The 24,285-nt window shown below is 69.8% G+C and carries 21 protein-coding genes, 1 tRNA gene and 1 pseudogene; 14 read left to right on the top strand and 9 right to left on the bottom strand.

Annotated elements, in window-relative coordinates; translation table 11 throughout:
• Positions 1-43: 43 nt before the first annotated feature.
• Positions 44-166 carry a hypothetical protein gene (locus SACMADRAFT_RS31195; RefSeq protein WP_269726568.1) on the top strand — a complete coding sequence of 41 codons (123 nt, stop codon included), beginning with the start codon at positions 44-46 and terminating at the stop codon, positions 164-166.
• 130 nt (positions 167-296) lie between these two features.
• Here SACMADRAFT_RS31195 and SACMADRAFT_RS17370 read toward each other — a convergent pair.
• A tRNA-Leu gene (locus SACMADRAFT_RS17370) sits at positions 297-370 on the bottom strand.
• A 194-nt stretch (positions 371-564) separates the two neighbouring features.
• On the opposite strand from SACMADRAFT_RS17370, the gene SACMADRAFT_RS17365 reads away from it, so the two are divergent.
• Entirely contained in the window at positions 565-1,179 is a 615-nt protein-coding gene (locus SACMADRAFT_RS17365; protein ID WP_009155136.1) for an ANTAR domain-containing response regulator, read from the top strand.
• 13 nt (positions 1,180-1,192) lie between these two features.
• On the opposite strand, the gene SACMADRAFT_RS17360 is transcribed toward SACMADRAFT_RS17365, so the two are convergent.
• Complete coding sequence (locus SACMADRAFT_RS17360) at positions 1,193-2,884, bottom strand: hypothetical protein (RefSeq protein ID WP_050998145.1); 1,692 nt, start codon at positions 2,882-2,884, stop codon at positions 1,193-1,195.
• A gap of 154 nt (positions 2,885-3,038) precedes the next feature.
• Here SACMADRAFT_RS17360 and SACMADRAFT_RS17355 point away from each other — a divergent pair, with 154 nt between their 5' ends.
• Positions 3,039-3,842 (top strand): alpha/beta hydrolase family protein, encoded by an 804-nt coding sequence (locus SACMADRAFT_RS17355; RefSeq protein WP_009155134.1) that lies wholly within the window; start codon positions 3,039-3,041, stop codon positions 3,840-3,842.
• Positions 3,843-4,247: 405 nt separating this feature from the next.
• Here SACMADRAFT_RS17355 and SACMADRAFT_RS30985 read toward each other — a convergent pair.
• Both SACMADRAFT_RS30985 and SACMADRAFT_RS17335 read right to left on the bottom strand, forming a co-directional pair.
• Positions 4,248-4,724 (bottom strand): annotated as a pseudogene (locus SACMADRAFT_RS30985) (LysR family transcriptional regulator); the annotation flags it as partial.
• A gap of 71 nt (positions 4,725-4,795) precedes the next feature.
• Positions 4,796-5,239 carry a PaaI family thioesterase gene (locus SACMADRAFT_RS17335; protein WP_009155132.1) on the bottom strand — a complete coding sequence of 148 codons (444 nt, stop codon included), beginning with the start codon at positions 5,237-5,239 and terminating at the stop codon, positions 4,796-4,798.
• 62 nt (positions 5,240-5,301) lie between these two features.
• Here SACMADRAFT_RS17335 and polA point away from each other — a divergent pair, with 62 nt between their 5' ends.
• From polA to SACMADRAFT_RS17320, 3 genes are all read left to right on the top strand, one after another.
• Positions 5,302-8,010, top strand: coding sequence for a DNA polymerase I (gene polA, locus SACMADRAFT_RS17330; protein WP_009155131.1), 2,709 nt, complete (start codon positions 5,302-5,304; stop codon positions 8,008-8,010).
• 149 nt (positions 8,011-8,159) lie between these two features.
• Positions 8,160-8,591 (top strand): hypothetical protein, encoded by a 432-nt coding sequence (locus tag SACMADRAFT_RS17325; RefSeq protein ID WP_009155130.1) that lies wholly within the window; start codon positions 8,160-8,162, stop codon positions 8,589-8,591.
• Between the two features lie 47 nt (positions 8,592-8,638).
• Entirely contained in the window at positions 8,639-9,187 is a 549-nt protein-coding gene (locus SACMADRAFT_RS17320; RefSeq protein WP_009155129.1) for a hypothetical protein, read from the top strand.
• 85 nt (positions 9,188-9,272) lie between these two features.
• Here SACMADRAFT_RS17320 and SACMADRAFT_RS17315 read toward each other — a convergent pair whose 3' ends face one another.
• Positions 9,273-10,121 carry a class I SAM-dependent methyltransferase gene (locus SACMADRAFT_RS17315; RefSeq protein ID WP_009155128.1) on the bottom strand — a complete coding sequence of 283 codons (849 nt, stop codon included), beginning with the start codon at positions 10,119-10,121 and terminating at the stop codon, positions 9,273-9,275.
• Between the two features lie 271 nt (positions 10,122-10,392).
• On the opposite strand from SACMADRAFT_RS17315, the gene rpsA reads away from it, so the two are divergent.
• Both rpsA and coaE read left to right on the top strand, forming a co-directional pair.
• Positions 10,393-11,886 carry a 30S ribosomal protein S1 gene (gene rpsA / locus SACMADRAFT_RS17310; protein ID WP_009155127.1) on the top strand — a complete coding sequence of 498 codons (1,494 nt, stop codon included), beginning with the start codon at positions 10,393-10,395 and terminating at the stop codon, positions 11,884-11,886.
• Positions 11,887-12,106: 220 nt separating this feature from the next.
• Positions 12,107-13,291, top strand: a complete 1,185-nt coding sequence (gene coaE / locus SACMADRAFT_RS17305; RefSeq protein ID WP_040925747.1) for a dephospho-CoA kinase — start codon at positions 12,107-12,109, stop codon at positions 13,289-13,291.
• A gap of 47 nt (positions 13,292-13,338) precedes the next feature.
• Here coaE and SACMADRAFT_RS17300 read toward each other — a convergent pair whose 3' ends face one another.
• Positions 13,339-14,181 (bottom strand): PaaX family transcriptional regulator, encoded by an 843-nt coding sequence (locus SACMADRAFT_RS17300; RefSeq protein WP_009155125.1) that lies wholly within the window; start codon positions 14,179-14,181, stop codon positions 13,339-13,341.
• A 192-nt stretch (positions 14,182-14,373) separates the two neighbouring features.
• On the opposite strand from SACMADRAFT_RS17300, the gene SACMADRAFT_RS31305 reads away from it, so the two are divergent.
• From SACMADRAFT_RS31305 to SACMADRAFT_RS17275, 5 genes are read left to right on the top strand one after another with little or no spacing between them, the layout of a single operon-like run.
• The gene (locus SACMADRAFT_RS31305) at positions 14,374-16,068 is read left to right on the top strand and encodes an ATP-binding cassette domain-containing protein (RefSeq protein ID WP_009155124.1); all 1,695 of its coding nucleotides are present in this window, start codon (positions 14,374-14,376) and stop codon (positions 16,066-16,068) included.
• Positions 16,065-16,955 carry a branched-chain amino acid ABC transporter permease gene (locus tag SACMADRAFT_RS17290; protein ID WP_009155123.1) on the top strand — a complete coding sequence of 297 codons (891 nt, stop codon included), beginning with the start codon at positions 16,065-16,067 and terminating at the stop codon, positions 16,953-16,955. The genes SACMADRAFT_RS31305 and SACMADRAFT_RS17290 overlap by 4 nt, the downstream gene beginning before the upstream one ends.
• Entirely contained in the window at positions 16,948-18,048 is a 1,101-nt protein-coding gene (locus SACMADRAFT_RS17285; RefSeq protein ID WP_009155122.1) for a branched-chain amino acid ABC transporter permease, read from the top strand. The genes SACMADRAFT_RS17290 and SACMADRAFT_RS17285 overlap by 8 nt, the downstream gene beginning before the upstream one ends.
• Complete coding sequence (locus SACMADRAFT_RS17280; RefSeq protein WP_009155121.1) at positions 18,045-19,301, top strand: ABC transporter substrate-binding protein; 1,257 nt, start codon at positions 18,045-18,047, stop codon at positions 19,299-19,301. The genes SACMADRAFT_RS17285 and SACMADRAFT_RS17280 overlap by 4 nt, the downstream gene beginning before the upstream one ends.
• Positions 19,298-20,869 (top strand): class I adenylate-forming enzyme family protein, encoded by a 1,572-nt coding sequence (locus tag SACMADRAFT_RS17275; protein WP_009155120.1) that lies wholly within the window; start codon positions 19,298-19,300, stop codon positions 20,867-20,869. Before SACMADRAFT_RS17280 ends, SACMADRAFT_RS17275 begins: the two co-directional genes overlap by 4 nt.
• Positions 20,870-21,098: 229 nt before the next feature.
• On the opposite strand, the gene SACMADRAFT_RS17270 is transcribed toward SACMADRAFT_RS17275, so the two are convergent.
• The gene (locus tag SACMADRAFT_RS17270; RefSeq protein WP_050998141.1) at positions 21,099-21,722 is read right to left on the bottom strand and encodes a TetR/AcrR family transcriptional regulator; all 624 of its coding nucleotides are present in this window, start codon (positions 21,720-21,722) and stop codon (positions 21,099-21,101) included.
• Positions 21,723-21,775: 53 nt separating this feature from the next.
• Here SACMADRAFT_RS17270 and SACMADRAFT_RS17265 point away from each other — a divergent pair, with 53 nt between their 5' ends.
• Positions 21,776-22,279 carry a GNAT family N-acetyltransferase gene (locus SACMADRAFT_RS17265; RefSeq protein ID WP_009155118.1) on the top strand — a complete coding sequence of 168 codons (504 nt, stop codon included), beginning with the start codon at positions 21,776-21,778 and terminating at the stop codon, positions 22,277-22,279.
• 77 nt (positions 22,280-22,356) lie between these two features.
• On the opposite strand, the gene SACMADRAFT_RS17260 is transcribed toward SACMADRAFT_RS17265, so the two are convergent.
• Both SACMADRAFT_RS17260 and SACMADRAFT_RS17255 read right to left on the bottom strand, forming a co-directional pair.
• Positions 22,357-23,589 (bottom strand): acetamidase/formamidase family protein, encoded by a 1,233-nt coding sequence (locus SACMADRAFT_RS17260; RefSeq protein ID WP_009155117.1) that lies wholly within the window; start codon positions 23,587-23,589, stop codon positions 22,357-22,359.
• Positions 23,590-23,693: 104 nt separating this feature from the next.
• A complete protein-coding gene (locus SACMADRAFT_RS17255; protein ID WP_040925745.1) occupies positions 23,694-24,224 on the bottom strand; it encodes a DUF402 domain-containing protein in 531 nt (176 codons plus the stop codon).
• Positions 24,225-24,285: the final 61 nt, after the last annotated feature.

The following is a 24,285-nucleotide window of genomic DNA, read 5'->3' as shown; positions in this document are numbered from 1 at the left end:
GCCGGGTACGTCTGTGTGCTCGGGTGCGCAGCGACCGACTCAGGTGGCCGAGTGGGCAGGGCACTCGGTTGCCGTCCTGCACCAGAGCTACGTCAAGGTCATCGCGGGGCAAGAACATGCGGCTCGCGAGCGGATCGGCAAGGCACTGGGGCTCGACTCGACGTAGATCGGTGCCACACCGGTGCCACAAGGACTGGATCACGGCGGGACATAGCCGGACACGGTAGGACACCACGAGATCGGCCCCTCACCGCGTTGTGCCTGGTGAGGGGCCGTTTCTGCATGGTGTGGGAGGGTGCCCCCGGTGCGACTCGAACGCACACTGGACGGATTTTGAGTCCGCTGCCTCTGCCGATTGGGCTACGGGGGCTGTAGATCCACACTTTACTCGGCGTGCATCAGCCTCTAACATTCGGGGCGTCGCGGGCGGGCTACCCGGCTGGGTTTCCGTGTGCTTACCTTACGTGGCGAACGCCATCATCTACGATCCCGCGTTTACCGGTAGCCTCTCGGTAGCGGCACGCCGCATCCCCAACCCGCCGAATCGCCTTCAGGAGGACCCCGGTGACCGAAACGGCTACCGAGGCCAACGGTGTCGTCACCGAACCGCAGCGTCGCGTACTCGTCGCCGAGGACGAGGCCTTGATCCGGCTCGACCTCGTGGAGATGCTGCGCGAGGAGGGCTACGAGGTGGTCGGCGAGGCCGGTGACGGAGAAGAAGCCATCAAGCTCGCGGGTGACCTCAAGCCCGACCTCGTCATCCTCGACGTCAAGATGCCCAAGCTCGACGGGATAGAGGCCGCGGCCAAGATCACCGGCGACCGCATCGCACCCGTCGTGATCCTCACCGCCTTCAGCCAGCGTGACCTCATCGAGCGCGCCCGCGAGGCAGGCACCATGGCCTACCTGGTGAAACCTTTCGCCAAGCGTGACCTGGTGCCCGCCATCGAACTGGCGGTGAGCCGGTTCGCCGAGTTGCAGGCGCTGGAGTCCGAGGTCGCGGGCCTCACCGATCGCCTGGAGACCCGCAAGCTGATCGACCGCGCCAAAGGCCTGCTGATGACCAATCAGGGCCTCACCGAGCCCGACGCGTTCCGCTGGATCCAGCGCACCGCCATGGACCGCAGGACCACGATGAAGGCGGTCGCCGAGGCCGTGATCGACAACATCGGCAAGTAGGCCCGGCCGCGGTTCAGCGATCGACCACCTTGAAGGCCGCCTTCCTCGCCGCCTTGGCCACCTTCTTGTCCGGGTGGTGGCGGCCGATGAGGGTCAGCGCCTCGTGCGCTCCGGGGTGGTCCAGCCGCCACAACCGCTCGAACACCTCCTCGGCGTCCTCAGGCACGGATTCGGCAAGGTAGTCGGCCAACTCCTGCGGCCGGTAGGCTTCGTCGACACCGGTGAGCGAGTCGGCGAGCAGCCATGCGACGTCGTCCGGCTGCAACTCCAGTTCCGGAGCGGCTCCGACCAGCTCCGCCAGCTCCTGCTTGGAGTAGGGCCGCAGTGCGGGGTCGTCCAGCGCCGCGCGCCAGCCGTCGAGCGCCGCTTCGCCGAGGCGCGCGGCCAATGCCGTCGCGGCGACCCTGGTCCACGGTTGCGTCGCGGCGGAGGCGACCTCGAGCAACTCGCGTGCCGCGGCCTGCGGCTCGCGGGAGGCCAGCCATGGCTCCCACTCGGCGTCCAGCGACTCCTCACGGCCTTCCGCTCCCACCGACACGACATCGGCCGCCGTCATCTCCGCCACGGGAGGCAGCAACGGCACCTCGACACCGGACTGGGACACCTGCTCCCACATGGCGTGCAGCCCCAGCGGCGTCAGCCGCACGACCTCGCCGTCGATCTCGACAGCACCGAGTTCTGCCAGCCGCCGGTACAACACGGTCGCGGGGTCGCCGTGGTCGCGCACCCACTGCTGCCACGCCCCGTCGGCCTCGGCCTGCGGCAGGTCGGCCACCGCCGCCTCGCGGACCAGTGCGCTCAGCTCGGCCGATGGCATTCCCACCTCGCGCGCGAGGAACAGGGCCATGAAGGAAAGCCCCGCCGCCGAGAACTCCAGCCTGCTGTCGGCTGCCTGTTCCTGGTCGGTCAGCAGGCTGCGGCCGAGCAGCGAGGCAAGCGCGAACTGCCACAGCTGCAGCACGTCGTCGTCGTCGGTCTCGACCCAGCCCTCCACCTCCTCGGTGGCGGCCACCGCGTCGACCCCGACCTCGAGAAACCCGACCTCCTCGCCGAGGTCCCACAACTGCGCCAGCTCGGCGAGGTCCACGCCGAGGTCCTTCGCGGCCGCGGCGGCGTCGTCGGCGGGCAGATCCCCGCCGTCGGCCAGCTCCCTACCCTCGCCGACCCAGGCCGCGAACCGGCGGGCACGGTCGAGCAGCGGGCTGGACCTCGCCGCACGCGCGAGTTCGTGCTCGCCCGGCAGCCGCAGCGGTGGCAGCCTGCCGGGCAGCCCGAACACCTCCCGCAGGTCGAGCTCGTCGTCCATGCCGTCCAGTGCGGCCAGCTCCGCCTCGGTGAGTTCGTCGTCCACAGCGAACAGTTCGGCGTCGTCCGCGCCCGCGGTCAGCACCGTCGGGGCCACCTCGTCGACCTCGCCCCGCAGCCCCAGCGCCTGCTCGCTGGTCAGCCTGCCGGTGTCCACCGCGAAGTCCAGCAACCCGTACACGGCCAGCAGCACATCGGGGATCCGCTCGGGATCGACCTCGTCCGGGCAGACATCGAGCAGCAAGTCCGGGAGGTCGCCCGCCTCGAGCTCGCCAGGGTCGACGACCCCGAACTCGATGGACAGCAGTTCCAGGACCGTTTCCGCGGCGCCCGGCTCCCGGCCCGCGGCCCGCGCCCAACGTCGGAACTCGCCTGCCACCATGGTGTCCTCGCTCGCCATCACGCAAGGCTATCGGCCGACTGCGACATGTCGAAGCCGCGGGCGGCCACGAGCCACAACCCTTGGGTGTGACCGGCGCCGTCATGGCTGTTGGACACGGCAACGGCAGGTGGGTCTGCTGGGGTACGACAGCCGAGCGACGAAAGGACCCGCGATGCGTGACCGTGGATCGATGCGAGGAACGGCGGCGGGTGTGCCGTTCGTGGCACTCCCTCCCGCTGACGACCGGACCGCCGCGCCACTGGTCGTGGCATGGCATCTGATGTCCCCGCCGCGCAGCGAGCAAGCCATGTCGGCCGCGCTTCCCATGGCGGGGCTGTCCGCGTGGCGGGTGTATCTCGGGTTGCCGATGTCCGGCGAACGCGCACCGGCGGGGGGTGAGGAGGAGTTCTTCGGACTCGCGACGCAGGATTACGTGCTCAACGTGGCCGAACCTGTCACCGAGCAGGCTGCGGCGGAGTTTCCCGCGGTGGTGGCCGAACTGCGGCAGCGGCTTTCGGTGGCGGACACCGCGGTCGGCGTGCTCGGTGGTTCGGCGGGTGCGACGGTGGCACTGGAGGTCACGGCTCGCCAGGACGTCGATGTCCGCGCCGCCGCGCTGGTCAGTCCGGTCACCCAGCTGGCGCCCGCCGTCGCGGCGAACGAACGCAACTACGGAGTCACCTACCACTGGAGCGGGCGGTCGCGGGCGGTCGCGCACCGATACGACTTCGTGCGCAGAGCCGAAGAGCTTTTCGTGGATGTGTTGCTCGTGGTCGGCGAGCGCGACGACGTCGCGTTTCGCGAACCCGCCTCGGCGCTGCGCGACGCGCTGGGTGAGCGTGCCCGGCTGGTGGTGATTCCCGGAATGGAGCACGCGTTGGCCGAGGAGCCTGGTGTCGAACAGGCCCCGCAGACCGAGCATGCCGCGGCCGTGGATGCCGAGGTCACCGAATGGTTTCGCGCCCGTCTTGGTTGACGTCGGGTAGCCAGCTGCGGGCCGGGTCGTGCTCGCGCCATCCCTCGGCCCGGCTCGTTCGTTCGGCCAGCTCCAACAGCCTGGCCAGCGCCGGGCGAGGCCTGCCCTTGCGCCACACGATCGACCACGGGAACAGCGGCACGGGCCGAAACGGCAGCACCCCCGCAGGTCGAGGTCGGGCGACAACTCCATGTCGGCACCGGCCAGAGTCACCCTGAGCTTGTCGTAGCGGGTCTGCTCGAGGGTGTGCCGCAGGTCGTAGCTGATGCCGGATCCGTCCAGCGGGACACCGAATCGCTCGCTCATGCGACGCAGGAAACCCAGCCACTCGGCAGGCCCCGCCAGCGACGGCAGCCAGATGCCCTCCTCCCGCAGCTCGGCCATGGTCAACTCGTCGTGCCGCGCCAGCGGGTGCTCGGGCGCGAGCAGCGCGACCAGCGGCTCCAGCCGCACCAGCCGGTGGGTGAGCTCCGAGGGCAGTTCCCGGTCCAGGTCGTGCACCCGTCCGAAAGCGGCGTCCACCTCGCCGCGCAGCAATGGACCGATCGCGTTGCCGAGCCCGCCCCGCCAGCCACGGGTGCCCCGTAGCTGGTCGTCCCGCTCGGCCATCCTGCGTAGCAGGAACATCGGCGAGAGCCGGTTGTCGAGGAGATCCAGCCGTACGGGTGTGTCGGTTTCGGACAGCGCGGCCACCGCCGCGTCGGCACGTTCCAGCAGTCCCCGCGCGTGCGGCAGGAAGCGCCTTCCCTCGTCGGTGAGTTCGACCGTGCGGTTGCTGCGTACGAACAGCGCCACGCCGAGGGCGTTCTCCAGTCTGCTGATCCGTTTGGACAGTGCCTGCTGGCTCAGGTGCAGTCGCCGCGCCGCGCCGGTGAAGCTCATCGACTCGGCCGCGGCGAGGAACGCGCGCACCTGTGCGAGGTCGAGGTCCACGACGGCGAGCCGGCCCCGCGCTAGCCGGTCGGCGGCTTGTCCCGCACGATGCAGGTCAGCCGGGCGGTGCAGGTCCGCCTGCCGGATTCGTCGGTGATGACGATCTCGGCGGTGATGGTGCCGCGCCCCACGTGCAGCGGGGTGGCCACTCCGGTGACGAGGCCCTTCACCGCGGCGCGGTGGTGCGTGCAGGACAGTTCCAACCCCATGGTGGCGCGGCCCGCGCCCGCGTTCAGCGCGGCGACGGTCGAACCGAGCGCCTCGGCCAGCACCGCGTTCGCGCCGCCGTGCAGTAGCCCGTACGGCTGGAGGTTGCCCGCGACCGGCATCGTGCCCACCACCCGCTCCGCACTCAGTTCCACGAAGGTGAGCCCGACCTTGTCGTTGAGTTGCTGCTCCGCGACCTCGGGGTTGATCCCCGCGAGTTGCTCGCGGATCTGCTCTTCGGACACGTGCTCGGTCACCCACTGCTCCTTGTTCGACACGACAGGCGGGACTGTCCGACCCTCACCCTAGACTCACGTTCGTGAGCCCCCAGCAGAACACCTCCGTAGCCAACGACACATCCCGGCTGCTGCTCATCGACGGGCACTCGATGGCGTACCGGGCCTTCTTCGCGGTGCCTGCCGACCGCTTCCGCACCTCCACAGGGCAGGTGACCAACGCGGTGTTCGGGTTCACCTCGATGCTGATCAACCTGTTGCGAGACGAGAGTCCGACGCACGTGGCCGTGGCCTTCGACGTCTCGCGCAAGACGTTTCGCTCCGAGGCCTTCGCCGACTACAAGGCCAACCGGCTGACCACCCCGGACGACTTCAAGGGCCAGGTCGAGCTGATCAAGGAGATCCTGGCGGCGCTGGCGATCCCGGTGCTGGAGAAGGAAGGCTTCGAGGCCGACGACATCATCGCCACGCTGACCACGCAGGCGACGCCGGAGTTTCAGGTGCTCATCTGTACCGGCGACCGCGACACCCTGCAGCTCGTGAACGGCTCGGTCACGGTGCTGTACCCGCGTAAGGGCGTTTCGGACCTGGTGCGCTTCGACCCCGACGCGGTGCTGGAGAAGTACGGTCTCTCGCCGTCGCAGTACCCGGATTTCGCCGCGCTGCGCGGCGACCCGTCCGACAACCTGCCGGGAATCCCCGGCGTGGGGGAGAAGACCGCCGCCAAGTGGATCAAGCAGTTCGGCAGCCTCGGTGAGCTGGTGGACCGGGTCGACGAAGTCAAGGGCAAGGTCGGCGACGCGTTACGGGCTCACCTCGACGCGGTACTGCTGAACCGTCAGCTCACCGAGTTGGTCAGGGACGTGCCGCTGGACACGGCGCCGGAAGACCTCGCGGTGCGGCCGTGGGACCGCGACGCCGTGCACCGGCTGTTCGACGAGTTGGAGTTCCGGGTGCTGCGCGACCGGCTGTTCGCCACGCTGTCCAGCGCCGAACCGGAGGCCGAGGAGGGTTTCGAGGTCTCGGGTGGCGCGCTGGAGCCTGGCACGCTCGGCGACTGGCTGGACCGGCATGCCCGTGCGGGCGGCACGGTGGGGCTGTCGCTGCGGACCACGGGCGCGTCGGTGAACTCCGACCTGCTTTCGCTGTCGCTGGCCGCGCCCGACGGCGAAGGCGCCTACGTCGCGGTCGCCGAGTTGGCCGAACGCGACGAGAAGGCACTGGTGGCATGGCTGGCCGACGGAACCGTTCGCAAGGTCGGCCACGCGCTGAAGGTGCCGCTGCACGCCGTGCTGGCAAGGGGCTGGACTCTGGCGGGGCTGGCGATGGACACCGAACTGGCCGCCTACCTGGTGCGCCCTGGGCAACGCTCGTTCGAGCTGGAAGACCTGGTGCTGCGCTACCTGCGCCGTGAGCTGCGCTCCGAGGGTTCCGGCGAGGGCGGCCAGCTGTCCCTGCTCGACACCGACGATGCCGACACCCAACTCGTGCACGGCGAGCTGGTGCGGGCCAGGGCGGTGGCGGAGCTGGCGGCGACACTGTCGGACGAACTCGGCAAGATCGGCGCGGCGAAGTTGCTCGAGGAGATCGAACTGCCGCTGCTGGCCGTCATCACCGAACTCGAGGCGGCGGGCATCGCGGTGGACGCCGACGCGCTGACCACGCTCGAAGCCCACTACGCGGCCCGAGTCAAGCAGGCGACCGAGCAGGCACACCAGGTGATCGGCAAGCAGATCAACCTGGGCTCGCCCAAGCAGCTGCAGGTGGTGCTGTTCGACGAGCTGGGCATGCCGAAGACCAAGCGCACCAAGACCGGCTACACCACCGACGCCGACGCGCTGCAAACCCTGTACGAGAAGACCGAGCATCCGTTCCTGGAGCACCTGCTGGAACACCGCGACGCCACCAGGCTGCGCAGCACGGTGGAGGGTCTGATCAAGTCGATCGCCGACGACGGCCGCATCCACACCACGCTGCACCAGACCATCGCCGCGACCGGGCGGCTGTCGTCGGTCGATCCCAACCTGCAGAACATCCCGATCAGGACCGACGAGGGGCGCCGGATCAGGGAGGCCTTCGTGGTCGGCCCCGGTTACTCGGAGCTGATGACGGCCGACTACAGCCAGATCGAGATGCGCATCATGGCGCACCTGTCGGCCGACGCAGCGTTGATCGAGTCGTTCCAGTCCGGATTCGACTTCCACGCAGCGACGGCTGCCCGCGTGTTCGGTGTCGAACCCGGCGAGGTGACCAGCGAGCAACGGGCGAAGATCAAGGCGATGAACTACGGGCTCGCCTACGGCCTTTCCGCGTACGGGCTGTCCCAGCAGTTGCGTATCTCCACCGAGGAGGCACGCGGGCTGATGGACGAGTACTTCGCCAGGTTCGGCGGGGTCCGCGACTACCTGCACACCGTGGTGGACAAGGCCGCCAAGATCGGGTACACGGAAACGATCTTCGGTCGCCGCCGCTACCTGCCCGACCTCACCAGCGACAACCGGCAGCGCCGCGAGATGGCGGAGCGAATGGCGCTCAACGCGCCCATCCAGGGCAGCGCCGCCGACATCATCAAGGTCGCGATGCTCGGGGTGCACCGCGCGCTCGGCGAGTCCGGGCTGCGCAGCCGGATGCTGCTGCAGGTCCACGACGAACTGGTGCTCGAGGTCGCCGACAACGAGCACGCCGATGTCGAGACACTGGTGCGCAAGGAGATGGGCGCGGCTTGCGAACTGGCCGTCCCGCTGGAGGTCTCGGTCGGCTTCGGCCGGTCGTGGAACGACGCGGCGCACTAGGCACTCGCCCGATACTCGCCCGGCCGCGCCGGTCGTCGCCGAACAAGCGAGTCACCCGATGCGAGCACCTTGGCTTCGGTTGCCGTAGGTCGGGCAAACAACTCCGGTACCGACATGCCGTTCAAACGCTGTCTCGGATCGGAGGATTCATGAAGAAGGTGTGGAGGATCGGGGTTCTCGTCGCGGCCGTGCTGGCCGCGATCTTCGCGCTCACCGCCATGAGCTCGGCGGCGGGCACCGCGGAACAGCAGGCTCGGGCAGCCCAGGCCCAGCGTGATTGCGTCGACCTGGGCGAGCTGGAGCAGCCACTGTTCTCGGAAGTGGACACCAGTTGCATCGAACTGCCCAGCACGGTGGAGGCGCCCGCTGCCCCGGCCGCGTGCACCCAGCACGATCTCGGCCAGGCGGTGCTCACCCTGTGCGGCGACCGCGGCGCTTCCGGCGGTTTCACCTCGGTGCGGTGGGGCGAGTTCTGCACCGACGACTGTCAGCGTCTGCTGGATCGAGTGTGCCAGTCCTCGCCGTGGCCACAGCGTTGTGGCGGTTGGATGAATCCGGTCAACCGGCAGGTCAGCGCCTAGGAGTTGGCCAAGGAATGAGACATCACCCGACTGGGTAATCAGCGGGCATGGCGGACCGTAACGCGTTGCTGATGGCGGGGTCCGGCATGCTCAGCGAACCGGCCGCACGACTCGTCGCCCAAGGGTGGCGGGTCGTGCTTCCGTGTCGGCGATACCACCCGATTCCCGTCACCGACAGCGAGGCCACGGGAAGGGCGATCTGGACGCGGGCGGACTGGGACCGGCCGGTCGAGTTGGCCGCCGCCGTGCGGACCGCGCTGACCGCGCCCGCCGAGCTGCTGGTGAGCTGGGTGCACGAGTCGTACCGGCGCTCGGTGTTGACCGCCGTGGAACCGATGCTCGCCGCGGGCGCACCGGTGGTCGAGGTGCGGCCGCTGGCCGAGTTGGCGCACGGCATCGCGGAGCCCGAGCCACTGCTCGGCGACCACCCCACACAGCAGGTGCTGTTCGGCGAGGTTTCCGAGCGCGACACCGACCGTGCACTGGGCAGGCGGGAAGTGGTCGACGCGGTGCTCGACGCGGTCGACCGGGCCCTGCTCGGCAAGCCGTCGTCGCTGCATCAGGTGGGCGGGCGCAGGCCCGCGCACCGGTACTGACGGCCACCCGGTGCGCTGGCGCCGGGCAGGCCATGGTGCGGCAACCGTGTTCACCCGGCAGGGCAGCGCCGAGCGGCGGACCGGATCACGGGCCGAGCACGGTGCTGAAGATCGCGGTGCCGGGAAACAGCCGTCCCCGCAGCGGGCTCCACTGGCCCCAGACTCTGGTGTGCCCGACCGGCCATTCCGGCTCCACCAGGTCGACGAGCCGCAGTCCGGCGCGGTCGAGCGCGCGCACGTAGTCACCGACCGTGCGGTGGTACTCGACGTAGGTGGCGTCGCCGTCCTCGTTCACCTCGACATAGGGCGTGCGGTCGAAGTACGGCTGGGCGGCGGTCAGCCCCAGCGGACCCGGATCGTCGGGAAAGATCCACCGGATCGGGTGGGTCACCGCGAACACCCAGCGCCCTCCCGGTCGCAGCACGCGCGCGACCTCGGCGAACACCGCGTCGAGGTCGGCGACGAAGGGTACCGCGCCGAAGGCCGAGCAGGCCGCGTCGAAGCGGGACGAGGCCAGCGGCAACCGCTCGGCGCTGGCCTGCAGCAGCGCGGGGCGCAGACCGGTGCTCGCGTCCGCCTCGGCCGCGTGGCGCAGCATGGCGCAGGAAAGGTCGAAGGCCACCACCCGCGCGCCCTGCGCGACCAGCCAGCGGGCGCAGGGAGCGGACCCGCAGCCGACCTCGAGCACGTCCTTGCCGGTGACCTCGCCGAGCAGCCCGGCGTCCGCTTCGCGCAGTCCCTCGGGGCACCACACGAAGTCGACCTGCCCGAGGAAGTCCTCGTGCTCGGCGAGGTAGGCCTCGGCATCGGCGTCCCACCAGGCCCGATTCGCCGAGGTGGCCTCCGCCGATCCGACCGGCCGGTGGCTCACCCGCGCGGTGCCGAGCAGGCTCTCGGCGTCCGCGTGCCGGGAGCCTGGTACGGAATCGGACACGGCGCTATTCTCCTTCTCGGTCGCCTCACGCCCCGGCGTGGCCCCTCATTGTGTGGCCGCGGTGTGACCGCGTAGGATAGTTGTAAGCGCAGTGGGTCCGCGCTGCCTTCGACCCAGCGGAACGCATGCTGGGACTCCGGGGTCGCGCACTGGTGATGCTCGCGGCCGTTCTTGATCGAACGATTGCACAGCGATCGCCGTTCTGCCCACGACGCGCTACGCAAACCGCAAAGCCTACGAGACCCCAGCCGCTACCGGAGCAACCCACCTAATGACCATCGACACCACCACCGCCCCGACGTCCGCCCCACAGGCGCAGCAGGTCGCCGTGAACGACATCGGGACGGAGGAAGACTTCCTCGCAGCTATCGACAAGACAATCAAATACTTCAACGATGGCGACATCGTCGAAGGCACCATCGTCAAGGTCGATCGCGACGAAGTGCTGCTCGACATCGGCTACAAGACCGAGGGTGTCATCCCCTCCCGCGAGCTGTCCATCAAGCACGATGTCGACCCGGCAGAGGTTGTCGCCGTCGGTGACGCGGTGGAGGCCCTTGTTCTGCAGAAGGAGGACAAGGAAGGCCGCCTGATCCTGTCGAAGAAGCGCGCGCAGTACGAGCGCGCCTGGGGCACCATCGAGGAGCTCAAGGACAAGGACGAGCCGGTCAGCGGCACCGTCATCGAGGTCGTCAAGGGCGGCCTCATCCTGGACATCGGCCTGCGCGGGTTCCTGCCTGCGTCGCTGGTGGAGATGCGCCGCGTGCGCGACCTGCAGCCCTACGTGGGCCGCGAACTCGAGGCCAAGATCATCGAGCTGGACAAGAACCGCAACAACGTGGTGCTGTCCCGCAGGGCCTACCTGGAGCAGACCCAGTCCGAGGTGCGCAGCGAGTTCCTCAACGCGCTCGCCAAGGGCCAGGTCCGCAAGGGCGTCGTTTCGTCGATCGTCAACTTCGGTGCGTTCGTCGACCTCGGCGGTGTCGACGGTCTGGTCCACGTGTCCGAGCTGTCCTGGAAGCACATCGACCACCCCAGCGAGGTCGTCGAGGTGGGCCAGGAGGTCACCGTCGAGGTGTTGGACGTCGACATGGACCGCGAGCGCGTCTCGCTTTCGCTGAAGGCCACCCAGGAAGACCCGTGGCGGCAGTTCGCCCGCACCCATGCGATCGGGCAGATCGTGCCGGGCAAGGTCACCAAGCTCGTCCCGTTCGGCGCGTTCGTTCGCGTCGAGGAGGGTATCGAGGGTCTGGTGCACATCTCCGAGTTGGCCGAGCGTCACGTGGAGATCCCCGAGCAGGTGGTGCAGGTCGGAACCGAGGTCATGGTCAAGGTCATCGACATCGACCTGGAACGGCGCCGGATCTCGCTGTCGCTGAAGCAGGCGAACGAGGGCTTCACCTCCGACTCCGACTTCGACCCGACCCAGTACGGCATGGCCGCCGAGTACGACGAGCAGGGCAACTACATCTACCCCGAGGGCTTCGACCCCGACACGCAGGAGTGGCAGGAAGGCTACGACAAGCAGCGTGAGGAGTGGGAGAAGCAGTACGCCGAGGCGCATGCTCGCTACGAGCAGCACATGCGTCAGGTCGCCGAGGCCGCGCAGGCCAACGCGGCCGCGGCCGCCGAGGGTGGCAACGCGGGCGGTGAGCAGAACTACAGCTCCGCGCAGCCCGAGCAGGAGCAGCGGGCCAGCGGTGGAACGCTCGCCAGCGACGAGCAGCTGGCGGCTCTGCGGGAGAAGCTCTCCGGCGGTGCGTGAGCCTCACCCGGTCTGCTACTGAGCAGCGACTGACGGCGGTGGCCCCGGTTCTTCGGTGAACCGGGGCCACCGCCGTTTGCGTCGGTGCCCGCATCTGGCGATTGCAGAACTCGCGGGCGGGAACAGGGAATTCGTGGGCGAGAGCGCAGAACTCGCGGGCGGGAGCGGGGGACTCGCGGGCGGTCTCGGTGGTGGAGGGGGCGGCTGGTTCAATGCGGGCATGCTGCGAGTGGGTTTGACCGGCGGGATAGGCGCGGGCAAGTCGACCGTCGCCGCACGGCTGGCCGAGCACGGCGCCGTGCTCATCGACGCCGACCGGATCGCCAGGGAGGTGGTCGAGCCGGGAACGGAAGGGCTGGCCGAGTTGGTCGCCGCCTTCGGGCCCGACATCCTCACCTCCGAGGGTGCGCTGGATCGGCAGGCGCTGGCCGCGAAGGCGTTCGCCGACGACGACTCCCGGCTGCGACTCAACTCGATCGTGCATCCGCGCATCGGGGCCCGCACCGCCGAACTCATGGCTGCGGCGGCACCCGACGCGGTCCTGGTGCACGACGTCCCGCTGCTCGTCGAGGGCAATCTCGCGCCCGCCTACCACCTGGTGATCGTCGTGGACGCCGACGAGGACGTACGGGTTCGCCGCCTCGTGGAGTCGAGGGGCATGGCCGAGGACGACGCCCGCGCCCGGATCGCGGCACAGGCGGACACCGAGCAACGGCGCGCGGTCGCCGACGTGTGGCTGGACAACGGTGGCCCGCGCGACGTCGTACTGGCCGAGGTGGACGCGTTGTGGGCCGACCGGCTCGTCCCGTTCGAGGCGAACCTGCGGTTGCGCAGGCCGCGCAGGCCCGCCTCACCGGTGCTGGTGGAGCCCGACCCCAGCTGGCCGAGGCAGGCCGAGCGGGCGCTGGCCCGGATCAGGCTCGCGGCAGGGGAGCGGGCACTGCGGGTGGACCACATCGGTTCCACGGCGGTGCCGGGGCTGCTCGCCAAGGACGTGCTCGACCTCCAACTGACGGTGTCCACACTGGACGAAGCCGACGCGCTGACCGACGCGCTCGCCGATGCCGGGTTCCCGCCCATGAGCGGGCAGTGGTTCGACGAGGCGCACGCAGAACCCGGCCGGTGGGAGAAGCGGGTACACGTCGGAGCCGACCCCGGCAGGCCGGTGAACCTGCACGTGCGCGCCACGACCAACCCGGCATGGCGGCTGGCGCTGCTGTTTCGCGACTGGTTGAGTGCCAACCCCGACGAACGCGACGGCTACGTCGAGCTGAAGCGTGCGCTGGCGGGCAAACACGCCGCCGACGGCACCACCGAGCACTACGCGGCCGAGAAGCAGGGCTGGATCGGCGCGGCGTTCGAGCGAGCGGGCCGGTGGGCCGACGAGACCGGCTGGACGTCGTAGCAGCAGCAGGTCGCCGGGCGGCAGGTAGCAGGTAGCAGGCGAGCCTCTCAGCGGCGACCGGCGTCGGACTGCAGCAGTTCCCGAAGCCACGCCGAGGCGTGCGGTTCCAGTTCGTCGAAACGCTCCCGGTACAACTCGGCCGAGTCAGGAGCGGGCCAGTCGCCGGGCAGGTGAGACGCGGGCAATCCCGGGTCGGTGCGTAGCAGTTGCAGCCAGTCGGCACCCAGCAGCGTCAGCCGAGGAATCCAGCGGCCCTTCCTGCCCCGGTCAGATCGCCACGCGGCGATGAAAGACTCGTGTTCGGCGCGGATCGCTTCGATGTCCCATGCCTTGCGCAGCAGGGCGCTGACGTCGGTGCCGCTCATCGGTGCGGCAAGGAACGCGTCGGCGACACCGGTCACCTCGGCGAACTGCTCGCCTGCGAACACCTCGGCGATGTCGACCCTGCCCGGCGCGATCCACAGCCCGTCACGCAGCCCGCCGAAGCCCGCCCACGCCAGCCGGGCACGGATCTGGTGGCGCAGGTCGCGCCTGCTTTCCGGCATCGAGTAGCTCAGCAGCGTCCACTCCCCGTCGGCGTGAGTGAACGGCCGGGGAGAGTTGACCCGTTCCTTGGCCTGCCTGAGCAGCTTCTCGGCGGCGGGGGTGAGCCCGTACCTGGCCGTGCGGCCTTCCTGCGTACGCTCCAGCATCCCCTTGCGGGTCATGCGCGCGAGCGTGGCACGGGCTGCCGCCTCGGCGACGCCGAGGTCACCGAGCACGTGCAGGAACACGCGCGTGCTGAGCGGGGGGCAGTCGCTGTCGAGCACCAGCGAACCGAGGAAGGCCAGCAGCAGCTGCTGCGGGCGGCGGTTCCTGCGCACGCCCTCGCCCTCGCGTGGCCCGCTCATCCCGGCAGCCCCTTACGCAAGAGGTGTCGATCACATAAATGGTCGAAGCTGTATTGACGCACGGCAGGAATATATCTAACGTTGCCCTCGCGGTCGAACCCGATTGTTGTTCCCGTCTGCCGGCCCGTCGGACCCCGGACAGGTCGGCCCTCGCAGCTCCACCCAAACGACCAACTCAGCAGGAAGGCGGCTATGCCGACGCAACTCAGCGACGAGTGCGATCCCGTGACCGGCGCTGCCCAAGGCGGGCGGCGGGAACCGTTCGGGCCGCCCGAGGACCCGTTGCTGGCCGTGGCCGATCTCGAGGTCCGCTACGACGGCGCGGTGCAGGCTCTGCGCGGGGTGTCACTGTGGGTGCCGCGCGGGTCGGTGGTCGCGGTGCTCGGCAGCAACGGCGCGGGCAAGACCACGCTGCTGCGGGCGATCTCGGGATCACTCGGCAACGTGGGCGGTGCGGTGACCGCGGGCTCCATCCACTTCGACGGCAAGCCGATCACCGGCGGCGCGGCCGCGGAAACCATGCGGTCGGGGCTGGTGCAGGTGCCGGAGGGCCGCCGGGTGTTCCGGGACCTCACGGTCGAGGAGAACCTGCGCGCGGGTGGGTTCGCGGTACGCGACCGCGCGGCGAAGCGGGAAGCGTTGACCCGGGTGTTCGACCTGTTCCCCGTGCTCGCCCGTCGCCGCCGCCAGCGTGGCGGGCTGCTCTCCGGCGGTGAGCAGCAGATGCTGGCCATGGGCAGAGCGCTGATGAGCGCACCCCGGCTGTTGCTGCTCGACGAGCCGTCGCTGGGGCTGGCCCCGCAGTTGGTGCACCAGATCGGCGAGCTGATCACCGAGATCAACGAGCAGGGCACCTCGGTGCTGCTGATCGAACAGAACGCGGCGATGGGGCTTCGGGTGTCCGATGTGGCCTTCGTGCTCGAGGTGGGAACGGTCACCGCCGCCGGTCCCGCCGAAGAACTCGCGGCCACCGACGAGGTCAGGCAACGCTACCTGGGTGGCACCGGTCCGGTGCCCGAAGCGGCTCCCGACGGCGAGCAGGCGCAGCGGGCGCAGGCAGGAGACATCGGCGAACTGGCCGCCGTCATGCATGCGGGGGCCAAACGGGAAACGGCGAGTTCGCGGCCGCTGCGGGTGGACAACCTCACCGTCCGGTTCGGCGGTATCACCGCGCTTTCCGCAGTGTCGTTCGACATCGCGCCGGGCACCGTGCACGCTCTCATCGGCCCCAACGGCGCAGGCAAGTCCACCTGCATCAACGTGCTCGGTGGCGCCTACCGTGCCACCGAGGGTGCGGTCCACTACGGCGAGCACAAGCTGACCGACCTGCGCCCACACCGCATCGCGGACCTGGGCGTGGCGCGCACCTTCCAGAACATCTCGCTGTCGCTGGAGTTGACGGTGGAGGACAACCTGCTGACCGGCAGGCACCGGCTGATGCGCGGCGGCGTGCTCGGGGCGGGACTCCGGTTGCCCGGCACGCGCAGGGAGGAGCGGGAGCACCGGGCGCAGGTCGGCAGGGTGGCCGAGTTGCTCGGCATCGAGCACCTGCTGCAGCGGGAGGTGCACACGCTGTCCTACGGCGACCGCAAGCGTGTGGAACTCGGCAGGGCACTGTGCGCGGAGCCGACCCTGCTGCTGCTGGACGAGCCGGTTGCCGGGATGAACCACGGCGAGTCGCAGGACATGGCGGCGACGATCGCCGCGGTGCAGCGGGAACTGGGAATCTCGATCCTGCTGGTGGAGCACGACATGCCGTTCGTGATGGGACTGGCCGAGCGGATCACCGTGCTCGACTTCGGCAAGTGCATCGCCGACGGCACACCGGACGAAGTGCGGCGCGACCCCGAGGTCGTGCGGGCGTATCTGGGGACGGAGGCCGCGTGAGCTACCTGCTGAGCCAACTGGTCAACGGACTGTCGCTGGGCCTTGTGCTCGGGCTGATCGCGGTCGGGTTCGTCGTCGTCTTCAAGGCGACCGGCGTGCTCAACCTCGCGCACGGCTCGGTGCTGCTGCTCGGCGCCTACCTCGTCGCGAAGCTGCACGAACCGCTGGGGTTCTGGCTCGCGGCGGCAGCCGGGGTACTCGGTGCCGCGGCCGTCGCCGCGCTCATCAACACGCTGCTGGTGCGCCGCGTCGCCGAGCCCAATCCGGGCACCTTCGCGATTCTCACCATCGGCGTCGACATCCTGCTGCTGACGGAGCTGACCCGCGAGATCGGCAACGACGTACTCAGCAACGGCGCGCCGTGGGGTGCGGACGTGGTGGAGTTCGCCGGGGTGACGCTTCCCGCGTCCAGGGCCATCGCGGCGGTGCTGGCGATCGTGTTGTTCGGCGTGCTCGGGTTGCTCGCCGCGCGCACCGACTGGGGCATCGGAATGCGGGCCGCCGCGGCGGACGGCGACACCGCGTCGCTGATGGGTATCCGGCTCAGCCGCACCAGCGCGACGGGCTGGGCGCTGGCGGGAGCGTTCGCCGCCATCGCGGGCGTCTTCCTCACCTCCTTCCCCGCCACCGGTGTGACCCCCAGCGTCTCGCTCGTCGCGCTGGCCGCGATCCCGGCCTGGGTACTCGGTGGCTTCGACTCCATCCCCGGCGCGATCGTCGGTGGGCTGGTGATCGGGGTCGCGCAGGCGCTGGCCGTGGGCTACGAGTCGCAGCTGCACTTCCTCGGCCGAGGGTTCGGCGAGGTCGTCCCGTACGCGGTGATGCTGCTGGTGCTGCTGGTGCGCCCGCAGGGACTCTTCGGTGGAAAGGAGGCCATCCGTGTCTGAGCGGATGACCAGGGCGGCGGGAGTCCCGATGCTCGCGCTGGGCGGGTTCGCCCTGCTGGCCGCGCTCGCGCTGCCACTGTGGCTCGACGACTTCTGGCTGCAGACGGGGCTGTTCGCCATGGCCGCCGTGGTCGGCGCCATCGGGCTGACCCTGCTGGTGGGCGTCGCAGGGCAACTGTCACTGGGGCACGCGTTCTTCATCGGCATCGGGGCCTACACCTACACGGTGCTGGTCGGCGAGCCCGGCGAACGGGTGCTCGGCCTCGGATTGCCCCCGCTGCTGGCGCTGCTGGCCGCGGGTGCGGTCGCGGGGATCGCGGGCGCGCTGTTCAGCCCCATCGCGGGCAGGCTGCGTGGCATCTACCTCGGGTTGGCGTCGCTGGGGCTGGTGTTCCTCGGCAGGCACCTGTGGATCAACCTGGAGGACCTCACCGGCGGGTTCAACGGCCGCTCGGTGGAGCCGTTCGCGGTCCCGGGGTTCAGCTTCAGCAACCACGATCCCGACTACCTCGCGGTGCTGGGCACCGAGTTCGACGGCCTGCACCGGCAGTGGTACCTGTTCCTGGTCGTCGCGCTGTTGGCGGCGTGGTTCGCCTACGGCGTCAAGTCCAGCCGGGTGGGCAGGGCGCTGGCGAGCGTACGTGACAGCGAGGTCGCCGCCGCTTCCGCGGGAATCAACGTCACCACGGCGAAGGCCACCGTGTTCACCCTCTCGTCGGTGTACGCGGGCGTGGGCGGCGCCTTGATGGCGCTGGCGTTCAGCAGGATCGCGCCCGATTCCTTCGGGTTGCTGCTGTCCATCGACTACCTGGTGATGATCGTGCTCGGTGGTGTGGGTTCGGTAGCGGGCGCCGCCGCTGGTGCGGTGTTCGTGTCCGTGTTGCCACTGGTGCTGGCCGAGTACAGCGCGCAGCTTCCGTTCCTGTCCGATGTCGGCTCCGGCGGCCTCGACGGGGCCACCCTGAGTCGCCTGATCTACGGCGCCGCGATCGTCGCCGTCCTGCTGTTCCTGCGTGGCGGCCTCGCCGGAGGTCTTGGCCGGCTGCGCCAGCGTCTTGTAGCACCGACGTCGAAGGAGACCGTCGCATCATGAGAAAGATCCGCACCCTGACAGCCGTGGTCGCCGCGGGCTGCGTGGCCGTGCTGGCCGCCTGTAGCACCACGGACCCCAACGCCGCAGGCGGAGGTGGAAACCCGGACGAGGTCAAGACCGGCAACGGCGTCACCGACTCCGAGATCAACATCGGTGTGCTGACCGACCTTTCCGGACCGTTCGCCGCGGGCGCGGCGGTGCAGGTGGAGGAGAAGCGCGCGTACTGGGCAGCCAAGAACGAGGCGGGCGGTGTCTGCGGTCGTAAGGTGAACCTGCAGGTGCAGGACCACGGCTACGACCCGCAGAAGGCGGTGTCGCTGTACCGCAGCATGTCCGGCGACGTCGTCGCGTTGCAGCAGGTGCTCGGCTCGCCGGTGGTGGCCGCCGTACTGCCGCTGGCCGAGGAGGACAACCTCTACGTCGGCGGCATGGGCTGGGCCAGCGTCGCGCTGGACAAGGAGGTGGCGCAGGTCCCCGGCTCCACCTACAGCATCGAGGCCGCCAACGCCGTCGACTATCTCATCGACGACCTCGGCGTCGCCAAGGGCAGCAAGATCGGTCACGTGTACTTCGTCGGTGACTACGGCAGCGACGCGCTGGCGGGTGCGCAGCACGCCGCGAAGGAGCGCGGTGTCGAGATCGTGCCTATCGAGATCACCCCGAAGGACACCGACCTTTCGGCGCAGGCGGCCTCGCTGCAGCAGCAAGGGGTTTCCGCGGTGCTGCTGTCGGCCGCGCCCTCGCAGCTGGCTTCGCTGTCGGCCGTGCTCGACTCCAGGGGAGTCGACGTGCCGATCATCGGCAACACGCCCACCTTCAACCCCGCGCTGCTGGACACCCCCTCGCGCAAGGCACTGGTGGACAACGTCTACAGCATCACCAGCATCGCGCCCTACACCGCCGAGGGCGAGAACGTGAAGAAGTCCGTGGAACTGTACGAGTCCAAGGCCCCCAACGGCGCCAAGGGGTGGGAGGTTCCGCTGGCCTACGCGCAGGCCGAGCTGCTGTCGCGGGCGCTGGAGGGTGCGTGCGAGAACGGTGACCTCACTCCGGAGGGCGTGGTGAAGGCGATGCGCGAGACGTCCGATCTGGACACCGGCGGGCTCTTCCCCGGCAAGTTGGACTACACCAAGGTCGGTGAGCCGCCGACGCGCGAGGTGTTCGTGTCCAAGGTGGACCCGGACGTCCCGGCCGGGCTGCGGGTCGAGAAGACCCTGGAAGGCCCGAGCGCGAGCAGCTACCGGTTCGAATGAGCCTGGCACGCTCGCAGTGGCAGGCGGTGCCGCCCCCGGCGCTGGACGAAGCCGTAGTCGGCGACGTGCTGCGCAGGGCGGCCCGCCTGGGCCCCGCCGACGTGGTACTGACCACGGTCGGTTCCCGCGGTGAGCACAGCTGGACGGCGGCGCGGCTGCTCGAGGACGCGGAGGCGGTCGCCGCCTCGCTGCTGCGTCGCCATCCGGTGGGTTCGCACATCGCGACCTTCCTGTCCAACGGGCCGCAGGCGGTGCTGCTGCAACTCGGGGTGGCGCTGGCCGGCATGGTGCTGGTTCCGGTGAATCCCAAGTCGAGGCCACCGGAGCTGGAGCACGCGCTCACGCTCGCCTCGGCGGTCAGCGTTCACGTGGACAACGACGGCGCCGACCTGGTGCGTTCGGTGGTGTCCCGGCTGCCGGACCCGCCCGAGGTGGTGGTGGTCGGCGAGGATCCGCGCTCGCTGCTCGGCGACGATGAACCGGCCGCGCTGCCCGTCGTGGACCCCGATTCGCCTGCGCAGATCCAGTTCACCTCGGGAACGAGCGGCCCGGCGAAGGGCGTGCGCATCCACCATCGCGGCATGGTCGACACCGCGCATGCCTTCGCCCGCCGCATCGGGCTGCCGCCGGGCGGGGTGTGGCTCAACCCGATGCCGCTGTTCCACACCGCGGGCAACGTGCTCGGCGTGCTCGGGGCTCTGTGGCAGCGGGCCGAGCACATCGTGATGCCGTTCGAGCCGGGCGCGGTGTTGCGGGTGCTGCGGGAGCGGGCCGTGACCCTGCTTTCGGCCGCGCCCACACTGCTGCACCTGCTCATGTCCAGGCCGGACTTCCCTGCCGGGCGTTTCGAGTCGTTGCGGGTGGTGTTCACCGGCGGTTCCACACTGACACCGAGGATGGTCGAGGCCATCGAGTCCGGCTTCGGCGCGCGGCTGTCGGTGACGTTCGGGATGACCGAGACCTGTGGTTGCGCGCTTCAGACGGCGCCGCTGACCGACAGCGACGAGGTGCGAAGGAACACGGTCGGCCTGCCGATCGAGGGCACCGACGTGCGGGTCGCGGGCCCCGACGGGACCGCGCTGCCGGTGGGGCAGCGCGGGGAGTTGCTGCTGCGCGGCTCCCGTATCACCAGGGGTTACCACGACGACCCTGAGGCCACCGCGAAGGCTCTCGACGGCGAGGGCTGGCTGCACACCGGCGATCTGGCCGAGATGGACGCCCGTGGCAGGCTGCGCATCGTCGGCAGGCTCAAGGACATGATCAAGACCGGTGGTGAGAACGTTTCCCCCGAGGAGGTCGAGGACGTGCTCACCGGTCACGCGGACGTCGAAAGGGCGGCCGTGGTGGGTGCACCGGACGAGCGGTGGGGCGAGCTGGTGGTGGCGTTCGTGGTGCCGTCGAACGCGTCGCCGCCGGACATCGAGGCGCTGGACGCCTACTGCAGGCAGCGGTTGGCGCCGTTCAAGGTGCCGCGACGCTGGCACGTGGTGGCGGAGTTGCCGATGACGGCCTCGGCCAAGGTGCGCAGGGCCGAGCTGAGACAGCGCGCGGCCCAACCTCACCCCTGACCCGCGAGTCCCCCGCTCCTGCCTGCGAGTCCCCCGCTCCTGCCTGCGAGTTCTGCGTTCCTGCCTGCGAGTTCTGCGTTCCAGGGCGCTTCTCGCGCACTCGGTGGTGGCCTTCGCAGTAGTGTCGGCGGTGTCGGCGGTGTCGCGCACCTGCCTGCTCATCCACTGCCACCCACTGCTCACCTGCCTGTTCACCGGCGGATCACCGTGGGATCACGTGGGGCCTGCTTCACTCACGCGCTCGCAACGAACGCACCCGCATGCGTACGGCGGCGGTGGTTCGTTCCCGATCGCCGGTCGCCAGCAGGTCCAGCAAGGTGCCTCGCAGCAACGCGAGCACCTCGGTGCGCATCGCCCGGCCCTCCTCGGTGTCCCGTTCGGCCGGTGGCTGGTGAGCGGCGAGCACGTCCAGCCAGTCCTCGACGGTGTCCACCGCGAACCCGGCCCACGGACCGTCCGGTTCGATCAGCGAACGCGCGTACCCCTCGACCCACAGCTTCAGCAGCCCGCACCGCTGCTCGGCGGCCAGCCATTCCCACAGGTGCTCGACCACGACAGCCAGCCCGAGTGGCTGCCGCGCTCCGGCCCGCAGCCGTTCCAGCAGCGCCAGTTCCTCCGCGCGCGCCCTCGCCAGCAAGGCGCGCACAAGTTCTTCCTTGCTGCCGAACAGGAAAAGCAGTACCCGCGGGCTGGAGTCGATCGCGGCGGCCAGCGGCCGCAGCGAGATGCCCGCGATGCCGTGTTCGAGCGCGTACCGGTAGGCCCGTTCCAGCAGTTCGGTCTTGCGCGGCGACGGGGGAGCCGGTCGGTCGGGTTCCCCGTCGGTGAAATCGGTTGAGGCCGCATCGCTCATGCCGCTAGTCTGACACAACTACCACACTCGTTTCAGTAACGGAAAGTGTCGAAATGAGCCACATACGTCGAATCGGCCGACCCGGCGACCTCGGCTGGATCGTGCAGGCACACGGCGAGCTGTACGCGGCGGAATACGGTTTCGACGGCACCTTCGAGGCGCTGGTGGCTCGAATCGTCGCCGACTTCGCCAACGATCACGACCCGGTGCGCGAGGCGGGTTGGATCGCCGAGGTCGATGGCAGGCGGGCCGGCTGCATACTGTGCGTAGCGGGTGCGGACGCGGTCACGGCCAAGCTGCGCATTCTGCTCGTCGACCCGGTGGCGCGTGGCCGCGGCGTGGGCGCCCGGCTGGTGGACACGTGTCTCGCCTTCGCCCGCGAGGGGGGCTACCGGCGCGTCACGCTCTGGACCAACGACAACCTCGTCTCGGCCCGCAAGCTCTACCGCTCCCGCGGTTTCGAACTGGTCGAGCAGGAGCCCCACCGAAGCTTCGGCCGAGAACTCGTGGGGCAGTACTGGGCGCTCGACCTCGACCGCGCCACCGAGCGCGGGTGACGGCCGGTACCGGCGTCACCGGTTCACGGACACCGGTGCGCCCGCCGCCACGAGCGGCGGGCGCGTGTCGCCCTCGGTCAGCGGCCGAAATCGGTCTTGCGGATGAGGCCGTGTATGCCGGTGGTGATGTCGACCACCTGGGACACCTGGAAGTCGGTGGCCGCGCTGAGATAGGCGTAGGCGAGGGGTTCCGGCATTCCCCGCTCCTCGGTGAGAAACCGCAGCGCGCTGCGCACAGCCCGTTTCATGGCAACGTCCAGACTGGTCTGCTGCCCGTCGGCCGGACCGTCCGGATCGGACAGTCCGATCGGTACCCAGTGGTCGCGGGTCTCGCCGAACGGCTCGTCGAAGGCGAGCTTCGGTGCGGGCCCTCCCGGCGGGATCGTGGTCAGCCGGAAGGTCGCGCGCAGCGAGCCTTCCATCGCCGTCAGCGCCACCTCGCCGTCGCCCTGAGCCATGTGCGGGTCGCCGGTGAAGAACAGCGCGCCGGGCACTCGCACCGGCAGGTACAGGGTGCTGCCGAGGCCGAGGTCGTTGATGTCGATATTGCCGCCCGCGTCGGTCGGTGGCACCGAGTTCACCAGCTCCGAGGTGTCCCGCGCGACGCCCATTACACCGAGGAACGGCGCCAGCGGGAACCGGGCGAGTTCGCCGGGCAGCACACCGACCAGTTCGCCACGTCGGCTGCCGACCTTGGTGAACACGCTGATGTTGCCGCCGGGGTTGAAGTAGGCCGCCAACTCAGGCCTGCCCACCCAGGCATCGGGATACTCGCCGGGCAGCGCGCCCTTGCCGTGCCGGTTGGACACCACTCCGTACGGCACTCGCAGCCGCAGGTCCAGCACCTCGATCTTCAGCGTGTGCCCCGGTTCGGCACCGCGGATCGCGACCGGTCCGGTGATCACGTGTGGGCCGGGCCCGTCGTGGGGCACGCCGGCGGCCACCTCGACGGCGTCGGTGAGGACCTGCGACGGCCGCACGCCGTGCCCGGTGAAGTACTCCATCGGATCCTGGCCCTGGTCCTCGAGCACGCCCTCGTGGGAGACCGTGTCGATGGTGATCACCGAGCCGGAGTCGATCACCGCCGCGGGTGTGCTGTCGCGGTTGGGCAGCCTGCCCCAGGTCACGGTGTCCGGTCTCGCCGCGAGGTAATGCCCTCGTCGCGGCCCCGCGTTCGGTTGCAGGATCGAGGGTCCCCGCCCTCGGGTGCTCGCTGCGGCGGTCGGCGTGGGCACGGCGGCCGCGCCCGCCACCGCGAGTCCGGTCGCCGCTCTCAGCAGCTTCCTGCGTTCCCATATCGGCATCGTCATGCGGCGCAACCTCTCACCGTCGTATGTCGACCCTGTTGCGCCCGTGTGAGTGCGGCGTTGCGCTGCCGAGGTGCCTGCTCGCGGCGGGGCCGGGGCGGGCGGCCTCAGCCGGCCTTCGGGTGACGTTTCCAGCGCAGCTGGACACCCAGCGTCGCCAGCCAAGCGGCGAGGTCGTAGCCGTACCGGGCGAGTGAGTCCACGGTGCCGAAGGCGGTGTCGAGTGCCCACGTCGCCTGCCGCTGCGACACCAGCCCGGCGGCCGTGGCGGCGAGTAACTCGTCGGTGTCCACCACCCGCACGTCACGGTGGCAGCGCAGCACGAGGTCCAGGTACAGATCGGTGGTGTGCCACGCGCGGTCGCGGGCGTCGACCTCGACCGTCACGATGTCGAGGTAGAAGTCCTGATCGCGTTCGTGGCCGGGGTTGAACCAGAAGTCGGAGACGCGCAGCCCCAGTTCCGGCAGCAGCCACGACTCGAGGTAGTGGAACTGCGCCCGGCCGGGCACCGGTCGCGCCAGGTACAGCCCGAACGGCTCGACCCGGTACTCCTGCACCGCGCGGACGGTGCCCTTGGGGTCGGTGTTGGTCATCGCGTCGACGTCGAACCGTTCGTGTTTGGGCGGGTGTACGGCCATGCGGGCCATCTTGCGGGGTTTACAGCCGTGAGGCGAATGTCACGCCCTAGAGTGATGCCGT

The sequence above is a fragment of the Saccharomonospora marina XMU15 genome (assembly GCF_000244955.1).
GTDB classification, from domain to species: domain Bacteria; phylum Actinomycetota; class Actinomycetes; order Mycobacteriales; family Pseudonocardiaceae; genus Saccharomonospora_A; species Saccharomonospora_A marina.
Note: the sequence above shows the minus strand (reverse complement) of the source record. Positions and strands in the feature narration are given on the sequence as shown.